A 17,288-nucleotide genomic window follows, 5' to 3' on the forward strand; every position below is an offset into this window, starting at 1 on the left:
TTGGTACCGTCGCTGTATGACAAGTGGTGATGACGCCCTCGGCCGACGAACCGACGGCCGATGCCATGCCTTCGGCGACGACGCCCTCGGCGACCTCGACGCCGTCGGCCTTGTCGAGGCCCAGCGGGCTGGCACGGTGTCGGCGGCTGAACTCGTCGACGCGGCGATCGCCCGGACCGAAGCCGTCAACCCCGCGCTCAACGGCCTCGCTTTCGAGGCGTACGACCGTGCCCGGGCCCGGGCGGCGGCGTCACGTCCGTTCGGTGGCTACTTCGACGGTGTGCCGTCGTTCATCAAAGACAACGTCGCCGTCGGGGGCTGGCCCACGATGCAGGGCACCGATGCGTGGGATCCGCAGCCGATGCCGGCTGACGGCGCGTTCGCGCGGGTATTTCTCGCCACGGGGCTGGTGCCATTGGGCAAGACGCAGATGTCGGAGTTCGGCTTCAGCGGCGCGGCCGAGCATCCGCGCATCGGCCCGGTGCGCAATCCGTGGAATTCCGAGCACACCGCGGGCGCGTCGTCGTCCGGCTCCGCCGCGTTCGTCGCTGCCGGCGTCGTCCCGATTGCGCACGCCAACGACGGCGGCGGTTCGATCCGAATTCCGGCTTCCTGCAACGGTTTGGTCGGGTTGAAGCCGACGCGTGGCCGCATCCCGCTCGATAAGGAGACCGCGCAGATGCCGCTGCATCTGGTCGCCAACGGCGTGGTGTCACGTTCGGTGCGCGACACCGCCGCGTTCCTGCGCGAAGTCGAGCGCGTCTACCGCAATCCGAAGCTGGCGCCCATCGGCGACGTGACGCAACCCAGTAAGCAGCGCCTGCGCATCGCCGTGTGCACGCAGTCCATTTCGCGCGACGCCAGTCCCGAGATCCGCGAGCTGACACTGAAGACAGCGGCGATGCTGGAGGAACTGGGCCATCGCGTCACCGAGATCGATAACCCCGTCCCCGCCCGCTTCAAGGACGACTTCCTGGTCTACTGGGCGTTTTTGGCGATGGCCCTCATCCGCGGCGGACGCCGGATGTTCGGGCCCAGCTTCGACCGATCGCGTCTGGACAACATCACGCTCGGACTCGACCGCAAGGCCGCCCGCAACCTGCACAAGGTGCCGACGGCCATTCGACGGCTGTCCGCGTCACACCGCATTACCGCGAGGCTGGGGGAGCGGTACGACGCCGTGCTCATGCCGACGCTGGCCGAGGTCACGCCGCCGATCGGTCACCTGGACCCGATGCAGGATTTCGACACCGTGATGAACCGTCTCGTTGATTGGGCGGCGTTCACCCCGCTGCAGAATGCGACCGGCGATCCCGCAATCTCGTTGCCGCTCGCGGAATCTGCCACGGGTCTGCCGGTCGGCATGATGCTGTCGAGCCCGCGTGGCCGCGAAGCCCGGCTGCTGGAGTTGGCATACGAGCTCGAAGAGGCCCACCCGTGGGCGAAAATCCATTCATGAGCCAGTGATCTGACGGCAAACCTCTGCCGTTGCGCGCGTGAGTGATTCGGCGCCTTCGCGCAGCGCCTGCTCGATGGGCGTGCCCTCCGCGGTGATCGCGACGAGCCGCTCCACTCCGTGCTCCAGCAGCACGTAGGCATCCGGCGCCACCCGTCCGGCGAAGATCACCACCCTCGCACCGTTCCGTGTCGCGGCCTGTGCGACGCCGAAAGGCGTTTTCCCCATGACGGTTTGGGCATCCACGCTGCCCTCGCCTGTGAAGACCCAATCGGCGCCACGCACAGCCTGCTCGAGACCGACGGTAGCGGCGACCTCGTCGACGCCCGGCTTGCTGTCCGCACCGAGGAACTCGACGAGTGCGAAACCCAGGCCACCCGCTGCGCCGTTGCCCGGCAGCTGGGGGCTCGCCTTTCCGAGCGTCGCGGACGTGACACTCGCCAGTTGCGTCAAAGCCGATTCCAGGGTCTGGACATCGGCCGGCGTCGCCCCCTTCTGAGGTCCGAACACGGCTGACGCGCCAGTGGGGCCCAGGAGCGGAGCGGTGACGTCGGTCGCGACGTTGATGCGGACGTCGCGCAGCCGCGGGTCCAGACCGGACACGTCGATGCGATCGAGGTGACGCAGCGCGGCGCCGCCGGGTTCGAGCGTGGCACCGTCGGCGTCGACGAACGAGGCGCCGAGCGCGGTGAGCATGCCGGCGCCGCCGTCGTTGGTGGCCGATCCGCCAAGTCCGATCAGGATCTCCTCGGCCCCGCGGTCCAGTGCGGAGGAGATGAGCTGTCCGACGCCGAAGGTGCTGGCGCGCAGCACATCTCGCTCATCGGGCGGGACGAGCTCCAGGCCCGAGGCGGCCGCCATCTCGATGACCGCCAGCTGACGCAGCGGGATGTAGCCGTAGCGTGCCGTGATCGTCGCGCCGAGCGGACCGGACACCTGCGCCGCTATGTGCTGGCCGTGCAGCGCATCGACGACAGCGTCGACGGTGCCCTCGCCGCCGTCGGCCATGGGAACCCCGATGCATTCGGCATCGGGTAGCACCTGCTGTACGCCGGCACTCATCGCCGCGACCGCTTCGGTCGCGGTCATCGACTCCTTGAACGAGTCCGGTGCGAGAACGATCTTCATCGGACTCAGTCTCGCAGAACCTAGTCGGAACCGAGCGCCACGAGGACCCGCTTGAACTCCCGACGCTGCTCGGCGCTCAGACCCGACATCAGCTTGCGCTCCGCGGCACGAACTCCGGCGTCGGTGCGCTTGAGCAGTTCCTCGCCGTCGCGCGTCAACCGGGCGGGCAGCGACCGTCCCGATGTCACGCTCGCCGGCCGGGTGACCAGTCCGCGCTCCTCGAGGCGGCGCAACACCATGTTCATCGCCTGCGGGGTGACGTTCGTGTAGCGGGCGAGATCGGCATTGGTCCGGTCCGGGTACTTCGAGAGGATCCGCAAGCAGATGTACTGCGGGAAGGCCAGTCCCATCGGATCCAGCACCGCCGCGGTGACTTCCGCGCGCAGCGCGTTGGCCACCCGGGACAGCAGATATCCCAGCGGCTGATCCTCGAGCATCTCCTCCATATCAAGCATCTTGACACATATCAACCAGGTTGATATACCGGTTTCATGACTCAACCCACGAATGAGATGTTCGAATCCGCATACCGGGGCGAGGCGCCCGAGATGGCCGGAGCGAAGCCGCCGTGGAGCATCGGTGAGCCGCAGCCCGAGCTCGCGACATTGATCGAGCAGGGCAAAATCCGCGGCGAGGTACTCGATGCCGGCTGCGGTGAGGCCGCCATTTCGCTATATCTGGCCGAACGCGGGTTCACCACCGTCGGGCTGGATCAGTCGCCGACCGCCATCGAAATGGCCAAGGCGGAGGCCGCCGAGCGCGGGCTGACCAACGCCAGCTTCGAGGTCGCCGACATCAGCGATTTCGGCGGATACGACGGTCGCTTCGACACGATCGTCGACTCGACGCTCTTCCACTCGATGCCGGTCGAACTGCGCGAGGGATATCAGCAGTCGATCGTGCGGGCCGCAGCGCCCGGCGCGTCGTACTTCGTGCTGGTGTTCGACAGGGCCGGCATGCCCGACGGGCCGGCCAACCCCGTCACCGAGGACGAACTGCGCGAGGTCGTGTCGAAGTACTGGACCATTGACGAGGTCAAGCCGGCGCGGATCCACGGCGTCTTCCCCGAGGGCTTCGAGGCGTTCTTTCCCGTGACCGACGTGCGGAAAGAGCCGAACGGCCGCCACTCGGTGCCTGCCTTCCTCCTCACTGCGCATTTGCCGGGCTGACCGCGACGCGCGACCCCGCTTCTGGGTCTGGGAGCCGCCATGAGGCAGGATTAGGGGAATCTCAGCAAGGACCCCGAAGGAGTCGGATGGCAGAGCCAGCCAGCCAGCCAACCAGCCCCAACGGTGCCGACCCTGTTTCGTCCGATACTCCGCTGCGGCCGGGGTACTCCCGCGTGCTGCTCAAGCTTGGCGGCGAAATGTTCGGTGGCGGCCAAGTCGGCCTGGACCCCGACGTCGTCCAGCAAGTGGCACAACAGATAGCCGAAGTCGTTCGCAGCGGTGTGCAGGTCGCCGTCGTCATCGGTGGCGGCAACTTCTTCAGAGGTGCGCAGCTACAGCAGCGCGGCATGGAGCGAACCCGTAGCGATTACATGGGCATGCTCGGCACCGTGATGAACAGCCTTGCGCTGCAAGACTTCCTGGAGAAGCAGGGCATCCAGACCCGCGTTCAGACCGCGATCACCATGGGTCAGGTCGCCGAGCCGTACATTCCGCTGCGCGCCCGCAGGCATCTGGAGAAGGGCCGCGTCGTCATCTTCGGGGCCGGTATGGGGCTGCCGTACTTCTCGACGGACACGACCGCCGCGCAGCGAGCGTTGGAGATCGGCGCCGAGGTGGTGCTGATGGCCAAGGCCGTCGACGGGGTCTTCACCGCCGACCCGAGATTGCATCCGGACGCCGAGTTGCTGACCGCGATCAGCCACCGCGAAGTCATCGACCGCGGTCTGGCGGTCGCCGACGCGACCGCGTTCAGCCTGTGCATGGACAATGGCATGCCGATCCTGGTGTTCAACCTGCTCACCGACGGCAATATCGCGCGTGCCGTCGCAGGTGAGAAGATCGGAACACTGGTCACCACCTAAATAATGGACGCGCACCGCAGGAGCGCGTCATGAGGAGAGCAACGTGATCGAGGAAACCCTCTTCGACGCCGAAGAGAAGATGGAGAAGGCGGTGGCGGTGGCGCGCGACGACCTGTCGTCGATCCGGACCGGGCGCGCCAACCCCGGCATGTTCTCCCGCGTCAACATGGACTACTACGGCTCACAGACGCCGATCACGCAGCTGTCGAGCATCAACGTCCCCGAGCCGCGTCTCGTCGTGATCAAGCCGTACGAGTCCAACCAGCTGCGCAACATCGAGGACGCGATTCGCAACTCGGATCTGGGTGTGAACCCGACCAACGACGGCAATGTCATTCGGGTGTCCATTCCGCAGCTCACCGAGGAGCGTCGTCGTGACCTCGTCAAGCAGGCCAAGGCCAAGGGGGAGGACGCCCGGGTTTCGGTGCGCAACATCCGTCGAAAGGCCATGGAGGAGCTGCACCGCATCAAGAAGGACGGCGAGGCGGGGGAGGACGAGGTGAGCCGGGCCGAGAAGGACCTCGACAAGGTCACCCACACCTACACGAACCAGATCGACGAACTGGTCAAGCACAAAGAAGGCGAGTTGCTGGAGGTCTAGTGACCGACCAGCACATGACTCCCGTGGCAGAAACGCCGGTCGAAGGGCCACCCAAGAAGAAGTCCCGGGCCGGCGGTGACCTGCCTGCCGCCATCGGGGTCGGAGTCCTGCTCGGCGGACTTGCGATCGGCGTGCTGCTGTTCGCGCCCATCGGATGGCTGGTGATGCTGTCGGTGGCGGTCCCGATCGGCATGCACGAGGTCATCCGCCGGCTCGGGGAGGCCGGCTATTCGCTGCCCGCGATCCCGCTGCTCGTCGGTGGCCTGGCGATGATCTGGCTGACGTGGCCGTTCGGGCCCGCCGGGCTGCTGGGTGCGTACGCCGGAACGATCGTCGTGTGCATGGTGTGGCGCCTGGTCGGGCGTGGGCTCAATCAGCAGCCCGAGAACTACCTGCGCGACATCTCGGCGACGATCCTGCTGGCGACGTGGGTGCCGCTGTTCGCCAGCTTCAGTGCGCTGCTGATCTTCCAGGAAGACGGCGGAATCAGGACGTTCGTGGTGATCCTGACCGTCGTGTTCGCCGACATCGGCGGCTATGTGGCGGGCGTGCTGTTCGGCAAGCATCTGATGGCGCCCGCGATCAGCCCGAAGAAATCCTGGGAGGGTCTGGGCGGTTCGTTGGTGTTCGGTATCACCGCATCCGTCCTTGCGGTGGTCTTCCTGCTCGACAAAGCCTGGTGGGTCGGGATTCCGCTGGGTCTGCTGCTGGTCATCACGGGCGTGCTCGGCGACCTGGTCGAGTCGCAGGTCAAGCGCGATCTCGGCATCAAGGACATGGGCAAGCTATTGCCCGGCCACGGGGGAATCATGGACAGGATCGACGCGATGCTGCCCTCGGCTGTCGCCGGATGGGTCGTCCTCACGCTGCTGGCGTGAAGCCCTGGTAAACGCCGCCGAACGTGGGTTACCCGCACGTCCGCCGGCGGACGGGTGTGCGTCGAGCCCACACTCGGCGACGCGAAGGGCGCCGCCTCAGCAATGAGATACTGGCAGGAGCTCATGGCCATTTCCCTACCTCTCGTTTTCGACCCTCCGCGACGCGCGATGCCGCCGCGTCACCTCGCCGACCTCGACGACGACGCCCGCGCCGCCGCCGTCGCCGACCTGGGTCTGCCCGCATTCCGGGGTAAACAGCTGGCCAATCACTACTACGGACGGCTCACCGCCGACCCGCGCCAGATGACCGATCTGCCCGCGGCACTTCGTGAACAGATTGCGGACGCGCTGTTCCCGAAGCTGCTCGACGCCGTGCGCGAGATCGAATGCGACAAGGGTGAGACCCGCAAGATGCTGTGGCGTGCGGTCGACGGCTCGACCTTCGAGTCGGTGCTGATGCGCTATCCGCAGCGCAACACGGTCTGCATCTCGTCGCAGGCCGGGTGCGGCATGGCGTGCCCATTCTGCGCGACGGGCCAGGGCGGGCTGCAGCGCAACCTGTCGACCGCGGAGATCCTGGAGCAGGTGCGGGCGGCGGCGGTCGAACTGCGTGACCGCGACGGCGAGGGGATTGCGCCTGCTGCGCGCGGCGGCCGGCTGTCCAACATCGTGTTCATGGGGATGGGCGAGCCGCTGGCCAATTACAACCGCGTCCTTGCCGCCGTGCGTCGCATCACCGCGCCGCCGCCCAATGGATTCGGCATCTCGGCTCGCTCGGTCACGGTGTCGACGGTCGGGCTCGCGCCGGCGATCCGCAAGCTGGCCGACGAGCACCTCGGCGTGACGCTGGCGCTGTCACTGCACGCGCCCGACGACGAGCTGCGCGACACGCTGGTTCCGGTGAACAATCGCTGGAAGGTCTCCGAAGTGCTTGATGCGGCTCGGTATTACGCGAACACAACGGGGCGGCGCGTGTCGATCGAGTACGCGCTCATCCGCGACGTCAACGACCAGCCATGGCGGGCGGATCTTTTGGGCAAGCTGCTGCACGGTGCGCTGGGACCGTTGGCGCACGTCAACCTCATTCCGCTGAATCCGACACCCGGTAGCGAGTGGGACGCCAGTCCCAAACCCGCCGAACGCGAGTTCGTCAAGCGCGTGCGGGAGCGCGGAGTGTCCTGCACCGTGCGCGACACCCGCGGCCGCGAAATCGCCGCCGCATGCGGTCAATTGGCCGCCGAAGGTTAGCGTCTGTTCATCGACTCAGCGCGTAGGGCGCGCTTCGCACCGAAACCGCGCCCTGTACGCAGTTTCATGGTTGACGTCAGTTACATCGGTGGTTACGGGCAACGCTGGGCTTTGAGGCGGCGGCATCAAGTCCCACGTCTGAAAGGCCATCGCCAACATCGCGTACGTGCCGACGACGAAAATGAGTTCCATTGCCTGGTGCGTGCCCATTTCCTCAGTGAGGCGATGCCACATCGGCGGGTCGGCGTAGCCGCGGGTCAGCAGTTCGTCGGTTGCCTCGAGCACCAACCGGTCGGCACCGGTGAAACCTTCGTTGCCCTCGGCGAGACGCGCGATGTCGTCGGCCGGCACCCCACCGTCGGTAGCGACCTTGGTGTGCTCGGCCCAGAAGAATGCGGACCGACGGATCTGCGCCACCCGCAGGATCGCCAGTTCCCTGAGCCGCAGGGGCAATTCGCCGCGCTGCAGCAGCCAGCCGTTGAACGTCAGGAAGCGACGGGCCATGTGCGGATGTCGGACAAGCAGTCCGATGATGTCGAAGTTGAGCGGATCGGCGGCATGCCCCGAACCGGCGCGGGGAACTTTGTCTCCCGGTAGACCCAGCAGCGCGCCGAACGCGGCGTACTCGTCGTCGCCCCATTCCTCGGCGGCCAGCGGAGCCAGCAGCGGCTCGGTGCCGTCAGTGCGGGTCATGTCCGACGCCCTCCGTTGACGGGAAGGATTTGACCGGTGATGTAGTCCGATTCGTCCTGGCACAGGAAGATCGTGGCGTTTGCGATGTCCTCCGGTCGCCCCGCCCGCCGCACCGGCGTGGCCTTGGCGAAGTGCTCCAGCGACGCGGTGAAGCGCCCTTCCTCGATCGCCTTCTCCAGCATCGGCGTGACCACCATGCCGGGCGGAATCGTGTTGACCGTTACGCCTTTCGGCCCCAGTTCCAATGCGAGGCTCTTGGTGAACCCGATCACGCCCGCCTTGGAACTGACATAGGCGGCCATGCGCGACTGGCCGCCCTGCGCGCTCGACGATGAGATGTTGACGATGCGGCCCCAGTGCGCATCGAGCATGTCGGGCAGCACCACCTGCGTGCAGATGAACGGGCCGCGCAGGTTGACCGCCATCACGCGGTCCCACTGCTCGTCGGTGATCTCGTCGAACTTGCCGAACTGCTCGATACCGGCGTTGTTGACCAAAATCAGGATGGGGCCCAGATCCGCGCGCACCTGCGCGACGGCGGCCTCGACCGCACTGCGGTTGGATACATCCACTTCGTAGCCCGCGACTTTCGCGCCCTCATTGCGCAATCGGTCGACGTGAGTACCGATTTGGGCGGCGTCGATGTCGAAGATGGCGACCTTGACACCTCGGGCCGCGAGTGCCTCGGTGATGGCCTGCCCCAGGCCGGCGGCGCCGCCGGTCACGACAGCGGTGGCGTCTTCGAATGGCATCTTGAGGATTCCTATGAGTATTCGATATGTAGACGGGTCAGACCGCGCAGGATGAAGGTCGGCAGATAGCAATATCGGCGCTTGTCGGCGGGGCCGTGTTTACCTTCGTCGATCCTGATGTCGGTGGTGCGGTCGAAGAGTCGCTCCAAGGTGATGCGCCCCTCGGCGCGCGCCAGCGGTGCACCCGGGCAGGCGTGCGGGCCACGACCGAACGCGACATGGCTGCGCGCATTGGGGCGGGCCATGTCAAAGACGTCGGGATCAGGGAACCGGCGCGGGTCGCGGTTGAGCGCCGCGTTGACGAGCATCACGGTGGTTCCCGCCGGCAGGTCGACCCCCCCGACGGTGACCGGGCACTTCGACAGCCTGAAGTCGCCGCGCACCGGGCTCTCGTAACGCAGCGCCTCCTCGATGAAGTTGGGAATGAGATCCCAGTTGGCGCGCAGTTGTGTTTGTAATTCGCGATCTTCGGCGATCATCATCACCGCGGCGCTGAGTAGGCGCACGGTCGTTTCCTGGCCGGCGGCGAAGAGGTTGGCCGCCACGCGTACCGCATCGATCACCTCCGGCGTGCTGCCGTCGGGGAACGTCGCAGAAGCGATGCCGTTGAGCACGTCTGCGCGGGGTGCACGGCGGCGGTCCTCGATGTACTCGCTGAACCTGCCGTACAGATACTCCAGCGGAGAATGATGCATCTGCTCGCCCTCGCTGCTTCCGATGGTGCCCGCTTCGGTCAGCAGCGCGTCGCGAAATTCGTCCTGATCGGACTCGGGAACCCCAAGCAGATCGGCGATGACAAGCATCGCGAACGGGGAGGCGAAATCTGCGATGAACTCGCAGCTGCCGTCGGTGAGGGCCTCGTCGAGCTGACGGTCGGCCAGCTCCCACATGAAGTCTTCATTCTCCTTGAGCCGCTTGGGGGTGAGCATCCGCGACAGCAGCGCCCGATGCGCGGTGTGCACCGGTGGATCGAACGTCGGCAGCTGATCGCTGAAGGGCACCTCGTCTCGGTGCCGAGCGATGAGCTCGGAGATGTCGTCGCCTCCCAACGGAACCGGGAATCCCGGAAAGGGCCCCGTGACCGAGACGCAGGATGAGAACCTCTGGGTATCGTTGTAGATCGCCACCCCCTCGTCATAGCCGGTGACCATCACCACGTCGTGGTGCTTCTCGCGTCGCAACGGGCATTCGTCGCGCATCCAAGCCAGATAGTCGTAAGGGTCGTGCAGCAACTCGTTGTCGGTGAAGAAGTCTCGCGTGTCGTGCTCGATCACTGCGAGCCTTCCGCGCCATCGAAACTCGGCACCGATCCGCCCGGCGGTTCCATCTGTAGGTAGACGGCAATACGCCGAACCTTGTTGTCGGCGTTGAACTCATACACCGACACACTGTTGACCACGCTGCTGAAGTCACCCATACGACTGCGCTCCTCGAGTTCGAGGAACACCACGTCCGGAGTCTCGGTCAGGCGCTGAAACTCGCAGTCCCATTCCGATGACTTCGCCCAGTTGGTCAGGAACTCCACGTAGGACGTCCAGTCCATCACCTCTTTGAACGGCCCTACCCGGACGAAGTTGTCGACGTCGATCAACTCCGCCAGCGGGGCCCAGTCCGCCGACGTGAAGTCGGGATCCTTGGCGGCATCGACGAGACGCTTGGTGGTCTGGCTGTACTCCAACACGGTCCGGGATCGACCGGTAGCCGCCGCGAGCACTTCATCCAGCGTCGTCATGCCGTCACCTCAGATTTCGCCAGGCGGCGTTCCAGCGCCTCAAGGTACTCGCCGGTGCCCCGGTAGGGGCCATGCACGCCGATCGCGACGTCGAGAAACGCCTTTTCAGAGGGAAACTCGCTGAGCTTGAACACGTCGTCGCCGGTGAAGTACGGCGAGGCATACACCCCGTCAACCGCGAACCTCCATGTGCCCGCGAATGCCTCACCGTCCTTCACCCCCTGCCGCAGGTAGGTGTCGCGGTAGGCCTCGGCCATCTGAGTATGCCGAGCGACGCGTTCCTCGAGAGTCATTGCTTCCTTTCGTAATTTGGCGAAGATGGTTAGGACTGGGAGGCCGCCATGTAGCGGTCGATGACGGAATGGAAGTGGCCGATGACAACTTCCTCCTTTACCAACGACATGTGATCGAGCCGTTTGTTTCGCAATCCCTTCTGCTGGCGAGGCATCTGGACGTAGTCCTGGTGCAGCGCCTCGAAATACTTGTAGCTGCCGGGTTCGTCGACCTCGATGAGATCTGCGCGGAAGGCATCTCGGTGCTCAGCGGGCAGGAACATGTAGCTGCTGACGTGCCAGATGCAGCGGCTCGGGTCGCCGTCGGGATGCGGGACCGCCATGATGATGTGGCATTCGCCGGCCCGGACCGTCATGAAGAAGTTCGGGAACAGCACCCAGCCCTGGTTGTCGCTCATCTGATCGTCGGTCAGTTCGCTGACATCGAGCCCCATTCCCGTCAAGGTGTCGCGGGTCGCCTGCTGCAGCAGGCCCCGTGCCGTCACGCCGTCGGGAAATTCCACCTCACCGTCCGCACCCTGATACGGCGCGACGAGTTCCTGGAAGCGCGGGATCACCGCGGCCGTGCCGGGGAACGTCTCGGGCAGTGCCATGATGCCGTCGACCTGCTTCTGCGCACCGGCGCCCTGCACCTCGAAAGGTGCGACGGCAACGCTGTGGTCCTCGAAGAACTGATAGCGGGTGGTCGCCGGGTCGATGTTGAGGACGGCGAGCAACTGCGGGTGGATTCCATTGATGTGGTAGCCCTCTTCGAAGGCGTCCATCACGACTTTCCAGTTGCAGTCCAGAGCCTCGCGGACGTCCATCACGGTGGTCATCTGGTCGAGGTGGTAGGGCTCGAGCAGTTCGACCACCTCGTCGCCGAGGTATTCCCGCAGCGGCTGGGCATCGGGTTGCGGGTTGAGGAAGATGAACCCGCCGAAGGTGTCGACCGAAACCTCCAGCAGCGAGTTGTCACTCTTGTCGACCTGACCGGAGAGATTCTCCCGCAGCACACCGCGTAGCCTGCCCTCCAGGTCGTAGGACCACAGGTGGTACTGACACAGGAACCCACGCTTGGCATTCCCGGTGTTGGTCATGCACAGCATGTTTCCCCGGTGCCGGCATGCGTTGACGAAACCTCGCAGCTTCTCGTCCTTGCCGCGGACGATGACGTATGACTGGTCGAGGATCTGATATCGCTTCCAGTCACCGACTTTGGGGATGTCGTCGACGCGCCCGGCGACTTGCCATACGCGCGACCAGATGCGTTCGCGTTCCAGGGCCGCGTATTCGGGGCAGGTGTAGCGCTCGGTCGAGATGTTCATGTTGAACGTCTCCGGCTTCACGTCCTGAAGACCGAGTCCTTTTCCGGAATCGGGCTTCAGCCATTCGCCGGGGCGGATTGTCTGTGTCATTACCAAACCTCCTGGTCACCGAATGCTCATCTGGGCTGTGAGTTCATCCGCACGCGATTGCTGTGATGGCAGTCACCATATACATTGACGTATTAGATATACAACAATGTATAAAAGTGCTCTGGATCACATCGCTGCCCACGGGTCGGAGGCCCCGGGTCGAAATGGGAGGAACGGCAATGGGGTGTGTGCTCGACATTCGCGCCGTCAACGTCGCGGATCTGATCAGCGTCGCCGGCGGCTGGCTCTGCGACTGTGCGATGGCCGGGTGGACAGTCACGGTGTGGGCTCCGCAGCTCGAGCACGTCCAGGCCCTGGCAATCCTGGGTGTGGCCGAGCGTGCGTCAGAGATCGAGCCGGTAGATGCGCTGGTGGTCGATGGCGCCTCCCGGCGCGACCTCGCTCGCGGCCGGCACAACTGGGTGCGTCATCACGTCAGTGCCGCCGCGCGCGCTTTCAAGGCTCGGGCGTTGCTCGCCGCAAATATCCCGCCACGCATCGTGGATCTCGAGATGTTTTCGCTAGGTGCATCAAACCTCTTGGTGGCGCCAGACTTTGCGCAGACCTCAGCAACCGCTGTAGCGCCGTGAACGCCGGTACTCGGGCAGTGCTGTGGGAGGATCGGCGAATGCCGGAGCGGTGGACGAGGGAGCGTCGTCTCGAGCACACCCGCAACCTGCTGCTCGACGCCGCTGAGGAGGTGTTCGCGCGCAAGGGGCTGACCGGCGCCGCGCTGGAAGACATCGCCGATGTCGCCGGCTACACCCGCGGGGCCATCTACTCGCACTTCGGCGCCAAGGAAGAGTTGTTCCTCGCGGTCGTCGACCGGCAGCGGCAGCGGTTCCTCGACGGCTTCAACGACATCATCCAGTCTTTCGCGCGACTCGACGAACTCAGCGTCGACGAACTGGCCGAGCGGTGGCGCGAAGTGGGCAGCGACCCGAACCGGGCGGCCCTGAATTACGAACTCACGCTGTATCTTTTGCGAAATCCGGATGCGCGTGAACGACTCGATGCACAGCGGTGCGAGACCGTTCGATCGCTGGCCGAATTCATCAGTAAGAACGTCGCTCGGTTGGGCGCAACGCTGACGATTCCCGCGGACACGTTGGCCCAGCTGATCCTTGCGGTCAACGACGGCGTCACCCTTGGCAGCCATCTCGATGGAGCGGACCTGTTTCGCCCCTATCTACACCTGATCGTCTCGAGCATCGTCGCCGCAGGTTAGCGTCTGCTCATCGACACTGCGCGTAGGGCGCGATCTCGCACAAAATCGCGCCCTGTACGCAGTGTCAATGCAGAGACCTGGGACCTAAGCGCCGGTCGGGGAGTTGACAAACCACACGTTCTCCTCGCGGAGCTGACGACTGCGCCAGCCGTCGGGTGTCCGCACCAGCTCGTGGTGGTAGTAGCCGCCGCACGAGCTCATCTCCGCCATGCCGGGTAGCTGCATGGGGTTGTAGAACATCGCCCGCACTGTCGCGGTATCACCGTCGATGTCGCTTTCGATGTTCGTGATGTAGTGCATGCTCCACCGGATCACGCCGAAGTTCGCCGCGAACCAGTCCACCACGTCGTCGCGGCTGCCCACGATCGCGCCCGCCGAGGAGTAGTCGATGTGCGCGTCGTCGGTGAAGACGGACCGATACAACTCCCAGTCCTTGGTGTCGACGGCGTGGGCGTACCGGTATAACAGTCGGGCGATTTCGACCTCGTCGCTCATTCGGGCATGCCGATCGTCTTGGCCTCCAGATACTCCTTGTACCCCTCCTCGCCGTTGCGGTAGCCAAGACCGCTTTGTTTGGTCCCGCCGAACGGACTGTTGATGCCGAAGTGGCTCTTGCCGTTGATGGTGACGTTGCCGGTCCGCATCCGCTTGGCCACCTCGAGTGCGCGGTCCAGATCGCCGCCGCTGACTTCACCGGAGAGTCCGTAGATCGAGTTGTTGGCGATCGCGATGGCCTCCGCGTCACCCTCATAGGGAATGACCGACAACACCGGCCCGAAGATCTCCTCCTGTGCCACTTGCGAATCCGGGTCGACGTCGGCCAGCAGCGTCGGCTGGACGTAGTAGCCGGTCGGCAGATGCTCTGGGATGCCGCCGCCGGTGACCAGCCGGGCGCCCGAGTCGATACCGGACTGGATCAACCCGAGTACCTTCTGGCGCTGCCCCTCGCTGATCTGCGGGCCCTGCATGTTGTTCGGATCCCACGGATCGCCGACCGGAAAATTCTCCATCATGTTCTTCATGATCTCGATGCCTTCGTCATAACGACTGCGCGGCAACAGGATCCGACTGGGCAGAATGCAGCTCTGCCCGGACATCACGCACGCCATCAACGCCGCCATCGGCAGCGCCATGTTGAAGTCGGCGTCGTCGAGCACGATATGGGCGGACTTGCCGCCGAGTTCGAGCAGCGTCTTCTTGACCGTCGGCGCACCCGCGGCCAGAATGGCCCGCCCCGTCGCGGTGGAGCCGGTGAACGTGATCATGTCCACCCTCGGATCGGCGGACAGCGCCGCGCCCACCTCGTTGGCGTTCGAGACGACGACGTTGAACACGCCCGCGGGGATGTCGGTTTCCTCGGCCACGATGCGGCCGTACTCGCTACCTGACCACGGCGTCAGCTGCGCGGGTTTGAGGACGACCGTGTTGCCTGCCATCAGTGCGGGGATGGTTTCGGCGACGTTGAGGTAGAACGGAACGTTCCACGGGGTGATCGCCCCGACCACCCCGACGGGTTCGTAATGGATCTTGCGTCGCGCAGGACCCATCGGGGTTTCGTGCACGCCGTTGTCGGCCAGGTACTCGAAGTTCCTGCCGTGCTCGGCCCAGTGCTTGACCTCCTCGATCGGACTCTCGATCTGAGACCCGGTCACCTTCACCGGACAGCCGACCTCGGTGATCAGAACCCGCCGCAGATGTTCCTTGTTTCGTTCGAACGCCTCGTGCAGCTGGGTGAGGCAGTGATAGCGGAAGTCCAGATCACGCGACCAGTCGGTCTGATCGAATGCCCGCCGCGCCGCCCCGACCGCGCGTTCCATGTCGGCGACGGTCCCGTCGGTTGCCTGGCCGGCCACCTCTTCGCTGGCCGGATGGATGACGTCGAATGTGGCGCCGCTGCTGGTGTGTTGTAGTTCGCCGTCGATGAGCATCCGCTCGTCGCCGGCCAGTACTCCCGTTTCGTCCTGCACGCTGGTCATACGCTCAGCATTACAAACTTCTGCGGAAGTGTCACCCCCGGATTGACGCCGACGAATCAGGCGGGCTGCTTGATCCCCGCCGCGTGCCGAAGCTGCGCCAAAAACTGGTGGTCGTCGTCGCTGCGCACGATGTAATGCGAGATCGCGACGCGAATTGCGGTGGCCGCCTTGACCGCTCCGTTCGGGCCGCTCAGCAGCTTCTCGAGGCGCGTCCGCATGATCGGAAGAATCCGACCCAGCTGCCCGATCACGACTTCGGGTTCGATGTCGACCAGGCGCACACCCGAGTAGGAGTGCTGGTACTCGACGATGAATCGCAGCGCCGCATCGAGTTTCTCGGTGCCGCGCAGGCCCGCTGTCGCCTTGCTGATCCCGTTGTCGAACATCTCGCGTTCGTGGATGCCGAACGCATCGAGCAATTCCTGCTTGGAGGCGAACCACCGATACAACGTCGGCCGGGAGACGCCGGCCTGGAGGGCGACTTCGGAGAGGCTGAGCTTGGTCTGTCCACTGCGGGCGAGTACTTCAGCGGTCGCGACGAGGATTCGGTGTCGAGTCGAGGAGTCCTCGGCTGCTACGGATGCATCACGCAGTGGATCGTTCACCTTCGGTGCCTCAATCGTTTGGGTTCCATGAGTTTAGTTCGTCACGTGTAGCGACTTCTCGAGGACCGCGACCGTGTCGAGATCGTCGAGCGCCGTGACCGCACGCCGCAAACCCTCCAACGCGATGTTCTCGTCTTGCATGCCACCCATCCCGGCAGTGATGAGGGCGGCGGTGTACGCGTACAGCGCACCCTCCCGGTAGCGCTGCCACAGTTCGTCGCGGTCGAGTTCCGGTCCCCCCGCGGCGGCGAGTGCATGGCGGTACCCGTCGAGGATGTCGTGCTGGCTGGCCTGCCGGTCGGCGCTCGTCATGCTCGTGATCAGCGTGTAGGACAGTTCACGGCCTGGGTGCCCGCGGCGCACGGCCTGCCAGTCCAGCAGGCCGGCCTCGCCGTTGCGGAAGTAGACGTTGCCCGGGTGGGCGTCGCCGTGCATGACCGTGTTCGGCGTGGCGTCCAGGAGGGTCGCGACGGCGCGGTAATTCTCGTCGATGAACCGGCCCCGAGCGACGTCGATGTCGGTGCGCTCGGCGATCCGGCGAGCGGACCGCTTCAGCAGCGGGCCGACCATCAGCGACGAGCAGTCGTTCGACGCCGAGTACACCCAGTCGGGGATCCGGCCCCAGAACGTCGCGTGCAGTTGGGCGAGCAGGTCGACGATTTTGACTGCACGATCGGTGCTGATCGGCTCGAGCGTCGTCGGGAACTCGCATTCGTCCGCGGGGAGGTCTTCCAGCACAAGCACGTAACGTCCGGTGACGGCGTCGAACGCGGATCCGTATGACTTGGGCAGCCCGCTCAGTTCCGGTGACAGCTCCCGATAGAACCGGGTCTCGGTCTCGCCGAGTCGGCCTACCTCCCCCATGAGGCGGGTCGCGGCCGTTTCGGCGGCCATCTTGACGAACACCGAAGCCGGGACGTCGTCCCCGGTGAGCGCGATGCGGACCCGCGACGACGTCCCCGCGTCGCCCCCGATCACGGACGCCGACGTCACCTTGCGCCCCATCACAAATGACAGGTATGCCGCGTCGAGATCGTCTACCGTGCGGGGGAGCGACCTAACACGGCCGATGGCGGCGTCGGTGACGATACGTTGTACACCGCGCCCGAGATGCGACGCGAGGCCGACGACCGGCGCAACTGACTTCACCTCGCTAGTTTACAAATTTGCCATGATTTGTAAAGCTGCGCCGGAAAGGACTCTCAATGAAGAAGTCAAGCAGCCGTCGTCGTGGTGACGGGGGGTGAATCAGGTTGCCAGGTGCGGTTG

General features: G+C 65.1%; 20 protein-coding genes. 8 read left to right on the plus strand and 12 right to left on the minus strand.

Translation table 11 applies throughout. The features are described from left to right. The first annotated feature begins 16 nt into the window (after nt 1-16). Nucleotides 17-1,459, plus strand: coding sequence for an amidase (locus BST47_RS28875; protein ID WP_083129208.1), 1,443 nt, complete (start codon nt 17-19; stop codon nt 1,457-1,459). On the opposite strand, the gene BST47_RS28880 is transcribed toward BST47_RS28875, so the two are convergent. Together BST47_RS28880 and BST47_RS28885 are read right to left on the minus strand one after the other, a co-directional pair. Beyond that, entirely contained in the window at nt 1,454-2,584 is a 1,131-nt protein-coding gene (locus BST47_RS28880) for a glycerate kinase (RefSeq protein ID WP_083129209.1), read from the minus strand. The two genes, BST47_RS28875 and BST47_RS28880, sit on opposite strands and share 6 nt — an antisense overlap. A 20-nt stretch (nt 2,585-2,604) precedes the next feature. Next, complete coding sequence (locus tag BST47_RS28885; protein ID WP_207568724.1) at nt 2,605-3,039, minus strand: MarR family winged helix-turn-helix transcriptional regulator; 435 nt, start codon at nt 3,037-3,039, stop codon at nt 2,605-2,607. A 36-nt stretch (nt 3,040-3,075) separates the two neighbouring features. Between BST47_RS28885 and BST47_RS28890 the strand changes: the two genes are divergently transcribed. The 5 genes from BST47_RS28890 (at nt 3,076) to rlmN (ending at nt 7,343) form a co-directional block, all read left to right on the plus strand. Further along, nucleotides 3,076-3,753 (plus strand): class I SAM-dependent methyltransferase, encoded by a 678-nt coding sequence (locus BST47_RS28890; RefSeq protein ID WP_083129210.1) that lies wholly within the window; start codon nt 3,076-3,078, stop codon nt 3,751-3,753. Between the two features lie 86 nt (nt 3,754-3,839). Next, nucleotides 3,840-4,616: a UMP kinase gene (gene pyrH, locus BST47_RS28895; protein WP_083129211.1), complete on the plus strand. Its 777-nt coding sequence runs from the start codon at nt 3,840-3,842 to the stop codon at nt 4,614-4,616. Nucleotides 4,617-4,659: 43 nt separating this feature from the next. Beyond that, nucleotides 4,660-5,217 carry a ribosome recycling factor gene (gene frr / locus BST47_RS28900; RefSeq protein WP_083129212.1) on the plus strand — a complete coding sequence of 186 codons (558 nt, stop codon included), beginning with the start codon at nt 4,660-4,662 and terminating at the stop codon, nt 5,215-5,217. Next, nucleotides 5,217-6,095 (plus strand): phosphatidate cytidylyltransferase, encoded by an 879-nt coding sequence (locus BST47_RS28905; RefSeq protein ID WP_234809918.1) that lies wholly within the window; start codon nt 5,217-5,219, stop codon nt 6,093-6,095. Before frr ends, BST47_RS28905 begins: the two co-directional genes overlap by 1 nt. Before the next feature lie 123 nt (nt 6,096-6,218). Beyond that, nucleotides 6,219-7,343 carry a dual-specificity RNA methyltransferase RlmN gene (gene rlmN, locus BST47_RS28910; protein ID WP_083129229.1) on the plus strand — a complete coding sequence of 375 codons (1,125 nt, stop codon included), beginning with the start codon at nt 6,219-6,221 and terminating at the stop codon, nt 7,341-7,343. A 15-nt stretch (nt 7,344-7,358) separates the two neighbouring features. On the opposite strand, the gene BST47_RS28915 is transcribed toward rlmN, so the two are convergent. Genes BST47_RS28915 through BST47_RS28940 form a run of 6 tightly spaced genes read right to left on the minus strand, consistent with a single transcriptional unit; the run spans nt 7,359 to nt 12,210 of the window. Next, a complete protein-coding gene (locus BST47_RS28915; RefSeq protein ID WP_083129213.1) occupies nt 7,359-8,036 on the minus strand; it encodes a carboxymuconolactone decarboxylase family protein in 678 nt (225 codons plus the stop codon). Then, nucleotides 8,033-8,788: an SDR family NAD(P)-dependent oxidoreductase gene (locus tag BST47_RS28920; RefSeq protein ID WP_083129214.1), complete on the minus strand. Its 756-nt coding sequence runs from the start codon at nt 8,786-8,788 to the stop codon at nt 8,033-8,035. Before BST47_RS28920 ends, BST47_RS28915 begins: the two co-directional genes overlap by 4 nt. 11 nt (nt 8,789-8,799) lie before the next feature. Beyond that, nucleotides 8,800-10,062 carry a cytochrome P450 gene (locus tag BST47_RS28925; RefSeq protein ID WP_083129215.1) on the minus strand — a complete coding sequence of 421 codons (1,263 nt, stop codon included), beginning with the start codon at nt 10,060-10,062 and terminating at the stop codon, nt 8,800-8,802. Continuing rightward, nucleotides 10,059-10,520, minus strand: coding sequence for a hypothetical protein (locus BST47_RS28930; protein WP_083129216.1), 462 nt, complete (start codon nt 10,518-10,520; stop codon nt 10,059-10,061). The genes BST47_RS28925 and BST47_RS28930 overlap by 4 nt, the downstream gene beginning before the upstream one ends. Continuing rightward, entirely contained in the window at nt 10,517-10,813 is a 297-nt protein-coding gene (locus tag BST47_RS28935) for a hypothetical protein (protein ID WP_083129217.1), read from the minus strand. The genes BST47_RS28930 and BST47_RS28935 overlap by 4 nt, the downstream gene beginning before the upstream one ends. Before the next feature lie 29 nt (nt 10,814-10,842). Then, on the minus strand, nt 10,843-12,210 hold the full coding sequence (locus BST47_RS28940) for an aromatic ring-hydroxylating oxygenase subunit alpha (RefSeq protein WP_083129218.1): 1,368 nt from the start codon (nt 12,208-12,210) through the stop codon (nt 10,843-10,845). Nucleotides 12,211-12,389: 179 nt separating this feature from the next. On the opposite strand from BST47_RS28940, the gene BST47_RS28945 reads away from it, so the two are divergent. Next, nucleotides 12,390-12,800 carry a hypothetical protein gene (locus tag BST47_RS28945; protein WP_083129219.1) on the plus strand — a complete coding sequence of 137 codons (411 nt, stop codon included), beginning with the start codon at nt 12,390-12,392 and terminating at the stop codon, nt 12,798-12,800. A 38-nt stretch (nt 12,801-12,838) separates the two neighbouring features. Continuing rightward, nucleotides 12,839-13,438, plus strand: coding sequence for a TetR/AcrR family transcriptional regulator (locus BST47_RS28950; RefSeq protein WP_083129220.1), 600 nt, complete (start codon nt 12,839-12,841; stop codon nt 13,436-13,438). A gap of 84 nt (nt 13,439-13,522) precedes the next feature. Here BST47_RS28950 and BST47_RS28955 read toward each other — a convergent pair whose 3' ends face one another. Genes BST47_RS28955 through BST47_RS28970 form a run of 4 tightly spaced genes read right to left on the minus strand, consistent with a single transcriptional unit; the run spans nt 13,523 to nt 17,168 of the window. Further along, nucleotides 13,523-13,933, minus strand: coding sequence for a nuclear transport factor 2 family protein (locus BST47_RS28955; RefSeq protein WP_083129221.1), 411 nt, complete (start codon nt 13,931-13,933; stop codon nt 13,523-13,525). Then, nucleotides 13,930-15,414, minus strand: a complete 1,485-nt coding sequence (locus BST47_RS28960; protein WP_083129222.1) for an aldehyde dehydrogenase family protein — start codon at nt 15,412-15,414, stop codon at nt 13,930-13,932. The genes BST47_RS28955 and BST47_RS28960 overlap by 4 nt, the downstream gene beginning before the upstream one ends. 56 nt (nt 15,415-15,470) lie before the next feature. After that, nucleotides 15,471-16,019, minus strand: a complete 549-nt coding sequence (locus tag BST47_RS28965) for a TetR/AcrR family transcriptional regulator (RefSeq protein ID WP_083129223.1) — start codon at nt 16,017-16,019, stop codon at nt 15,471-15,473. 33 nt (nt 16,020-16,052) lie between these two features. Continuing rightward, on the minus strand, nt 16,053-17,168 hold the full coding sequence (locus BST47_RS28970; RefSeq protein WP_083129224.1) for a phosphotransferase: 1,116 nt from the start codon (nt 17,166-17,168) through the stop codon (nt 16,053-16,055). Nucleotides 17,169-17,288: the final 120 nt, after the last annotated feature.

This window comes from Mycolicibacterium tusciae (assembly GCF_002086795.1).
Lineage (GTDB): Bacteria > Actinomycetota > Actinomycetes > Mycobacteriales > Mycobacteriaceae > Mycobacterium > Mycobacterium tusciae.

What these genes read in the sequence shown, in the direction of transcription:
- BST47_RS28945 (WP_083129219.1), top strand. Translation starts at nt 12,390, where the DNA reads ATGGGGTGTGTGCTCGACATTCGCGCCGTCAACGTCGCGGATCTGATC.
- BST47_RS28875 (WP_083129208.1), top strand. Translation starts at nt 17, where the DNA reads ATGACAAGTGGTGATGACGCCCTCGGCCGACGAACCGACGGCCGATGC.
- BST47_RS28935 (WP_083129217.1), bottom strand. Translation starts at nt 10,813, where the DNA reads ATGACTCTCGAGGAACGCGTCGCTCGGCATACTCAGATGGCCGAGGCC.
- BST47_RS28890 (WP_083129210.1), top strand. Translation starts at nt 3,076, where the DNA reads ATGACTCAACCCACGAATGAGATGTTCGAATCCGCATACCGGGGCGAG.
- BST47_RS28885 (WP_207568724.1), bottom strand. Translation starts at nt 3,039, where the DNA reads ATGCTTGATATGGAGGAGATGCTCGAGGATCAGCCGCTGGGATATCTG.
- BST47_RS28880 (WP_083129209.1), bottom strand. Translation starts at nt 2,584, where the DNA reads ATGAAGATCGTTCTCGCACCGGACTCGTTCAAGGAGTCGATGACCGCG.
- BST47_RS28940 (WP_083129218.1), bottom strand. Translation starts at nt 12,210, where the DNA reads ATGACACAGACAATCCGCCCCGGCGAATGGCTGAAGCCCGATTCCGGA.
- BST47_RS28930 (WP_083129216.1), bottom strand. Translation starts at nt 10,520, where the DNA reads ATGACGACGCTGGATGAAGTGCTCGCGGCGGCTACCGGTCGATCCCGG.
- BST47_RS28950 (WP_083129220.1), top strand. Translation starts at nt 12,839, where the DNA reads ATGCCGGAGCGGTGGACGAGGGAGCGTCGTCTCGAGCACACCCGCAAC.
- BST47_RS28960 (WP_083129222.1), bottom strand. Translation starts at nt 15,414, where the DNA reads ATGACCAGCGTGCAGGACGAAACGGGAGTACTGGCCGGCGACGAGCGG.
- rlmN (WP_083129229.1), top strand. Translation starts at nt 6,219, where the DNA reads ATGGCCATTTCCCTACCTCTCGTTTTCGACCCTCCGCGACGCGCGATG.
- pyrH (WP_083129211.1), top strand. Translation starts at nt 3,840, where the DNA reads ATGGCAGAGCCAGCCAGCCAGCCAACCAGCCCCAACGGTGCCGACCCT.
- BST47_RS28915 (WP_083129213.1), bottom strand. Translation starts at nt 8,036, where the DNA reads ATGACCCGCACTGACGGCACCGAGCCGCTGCTGGCTCCGCTGGCCGCC.
- BST47_RS28955 (WP_083129221.1), bottom strand. Translation starts at nt 13,933, where the DNA reads ATGAGCGACGAGGTCGAAATCGCCCGACTGTTATACCGGTACGCCCAC.
- BST47_RS28920 (WP_083129214.1), bottom strand. Translation starts at nt 8,788, where the DNA reads ATGCCATTCGAAGACGCCACCGCTGTCGTGACCGGCGGCGCCGCCGGC.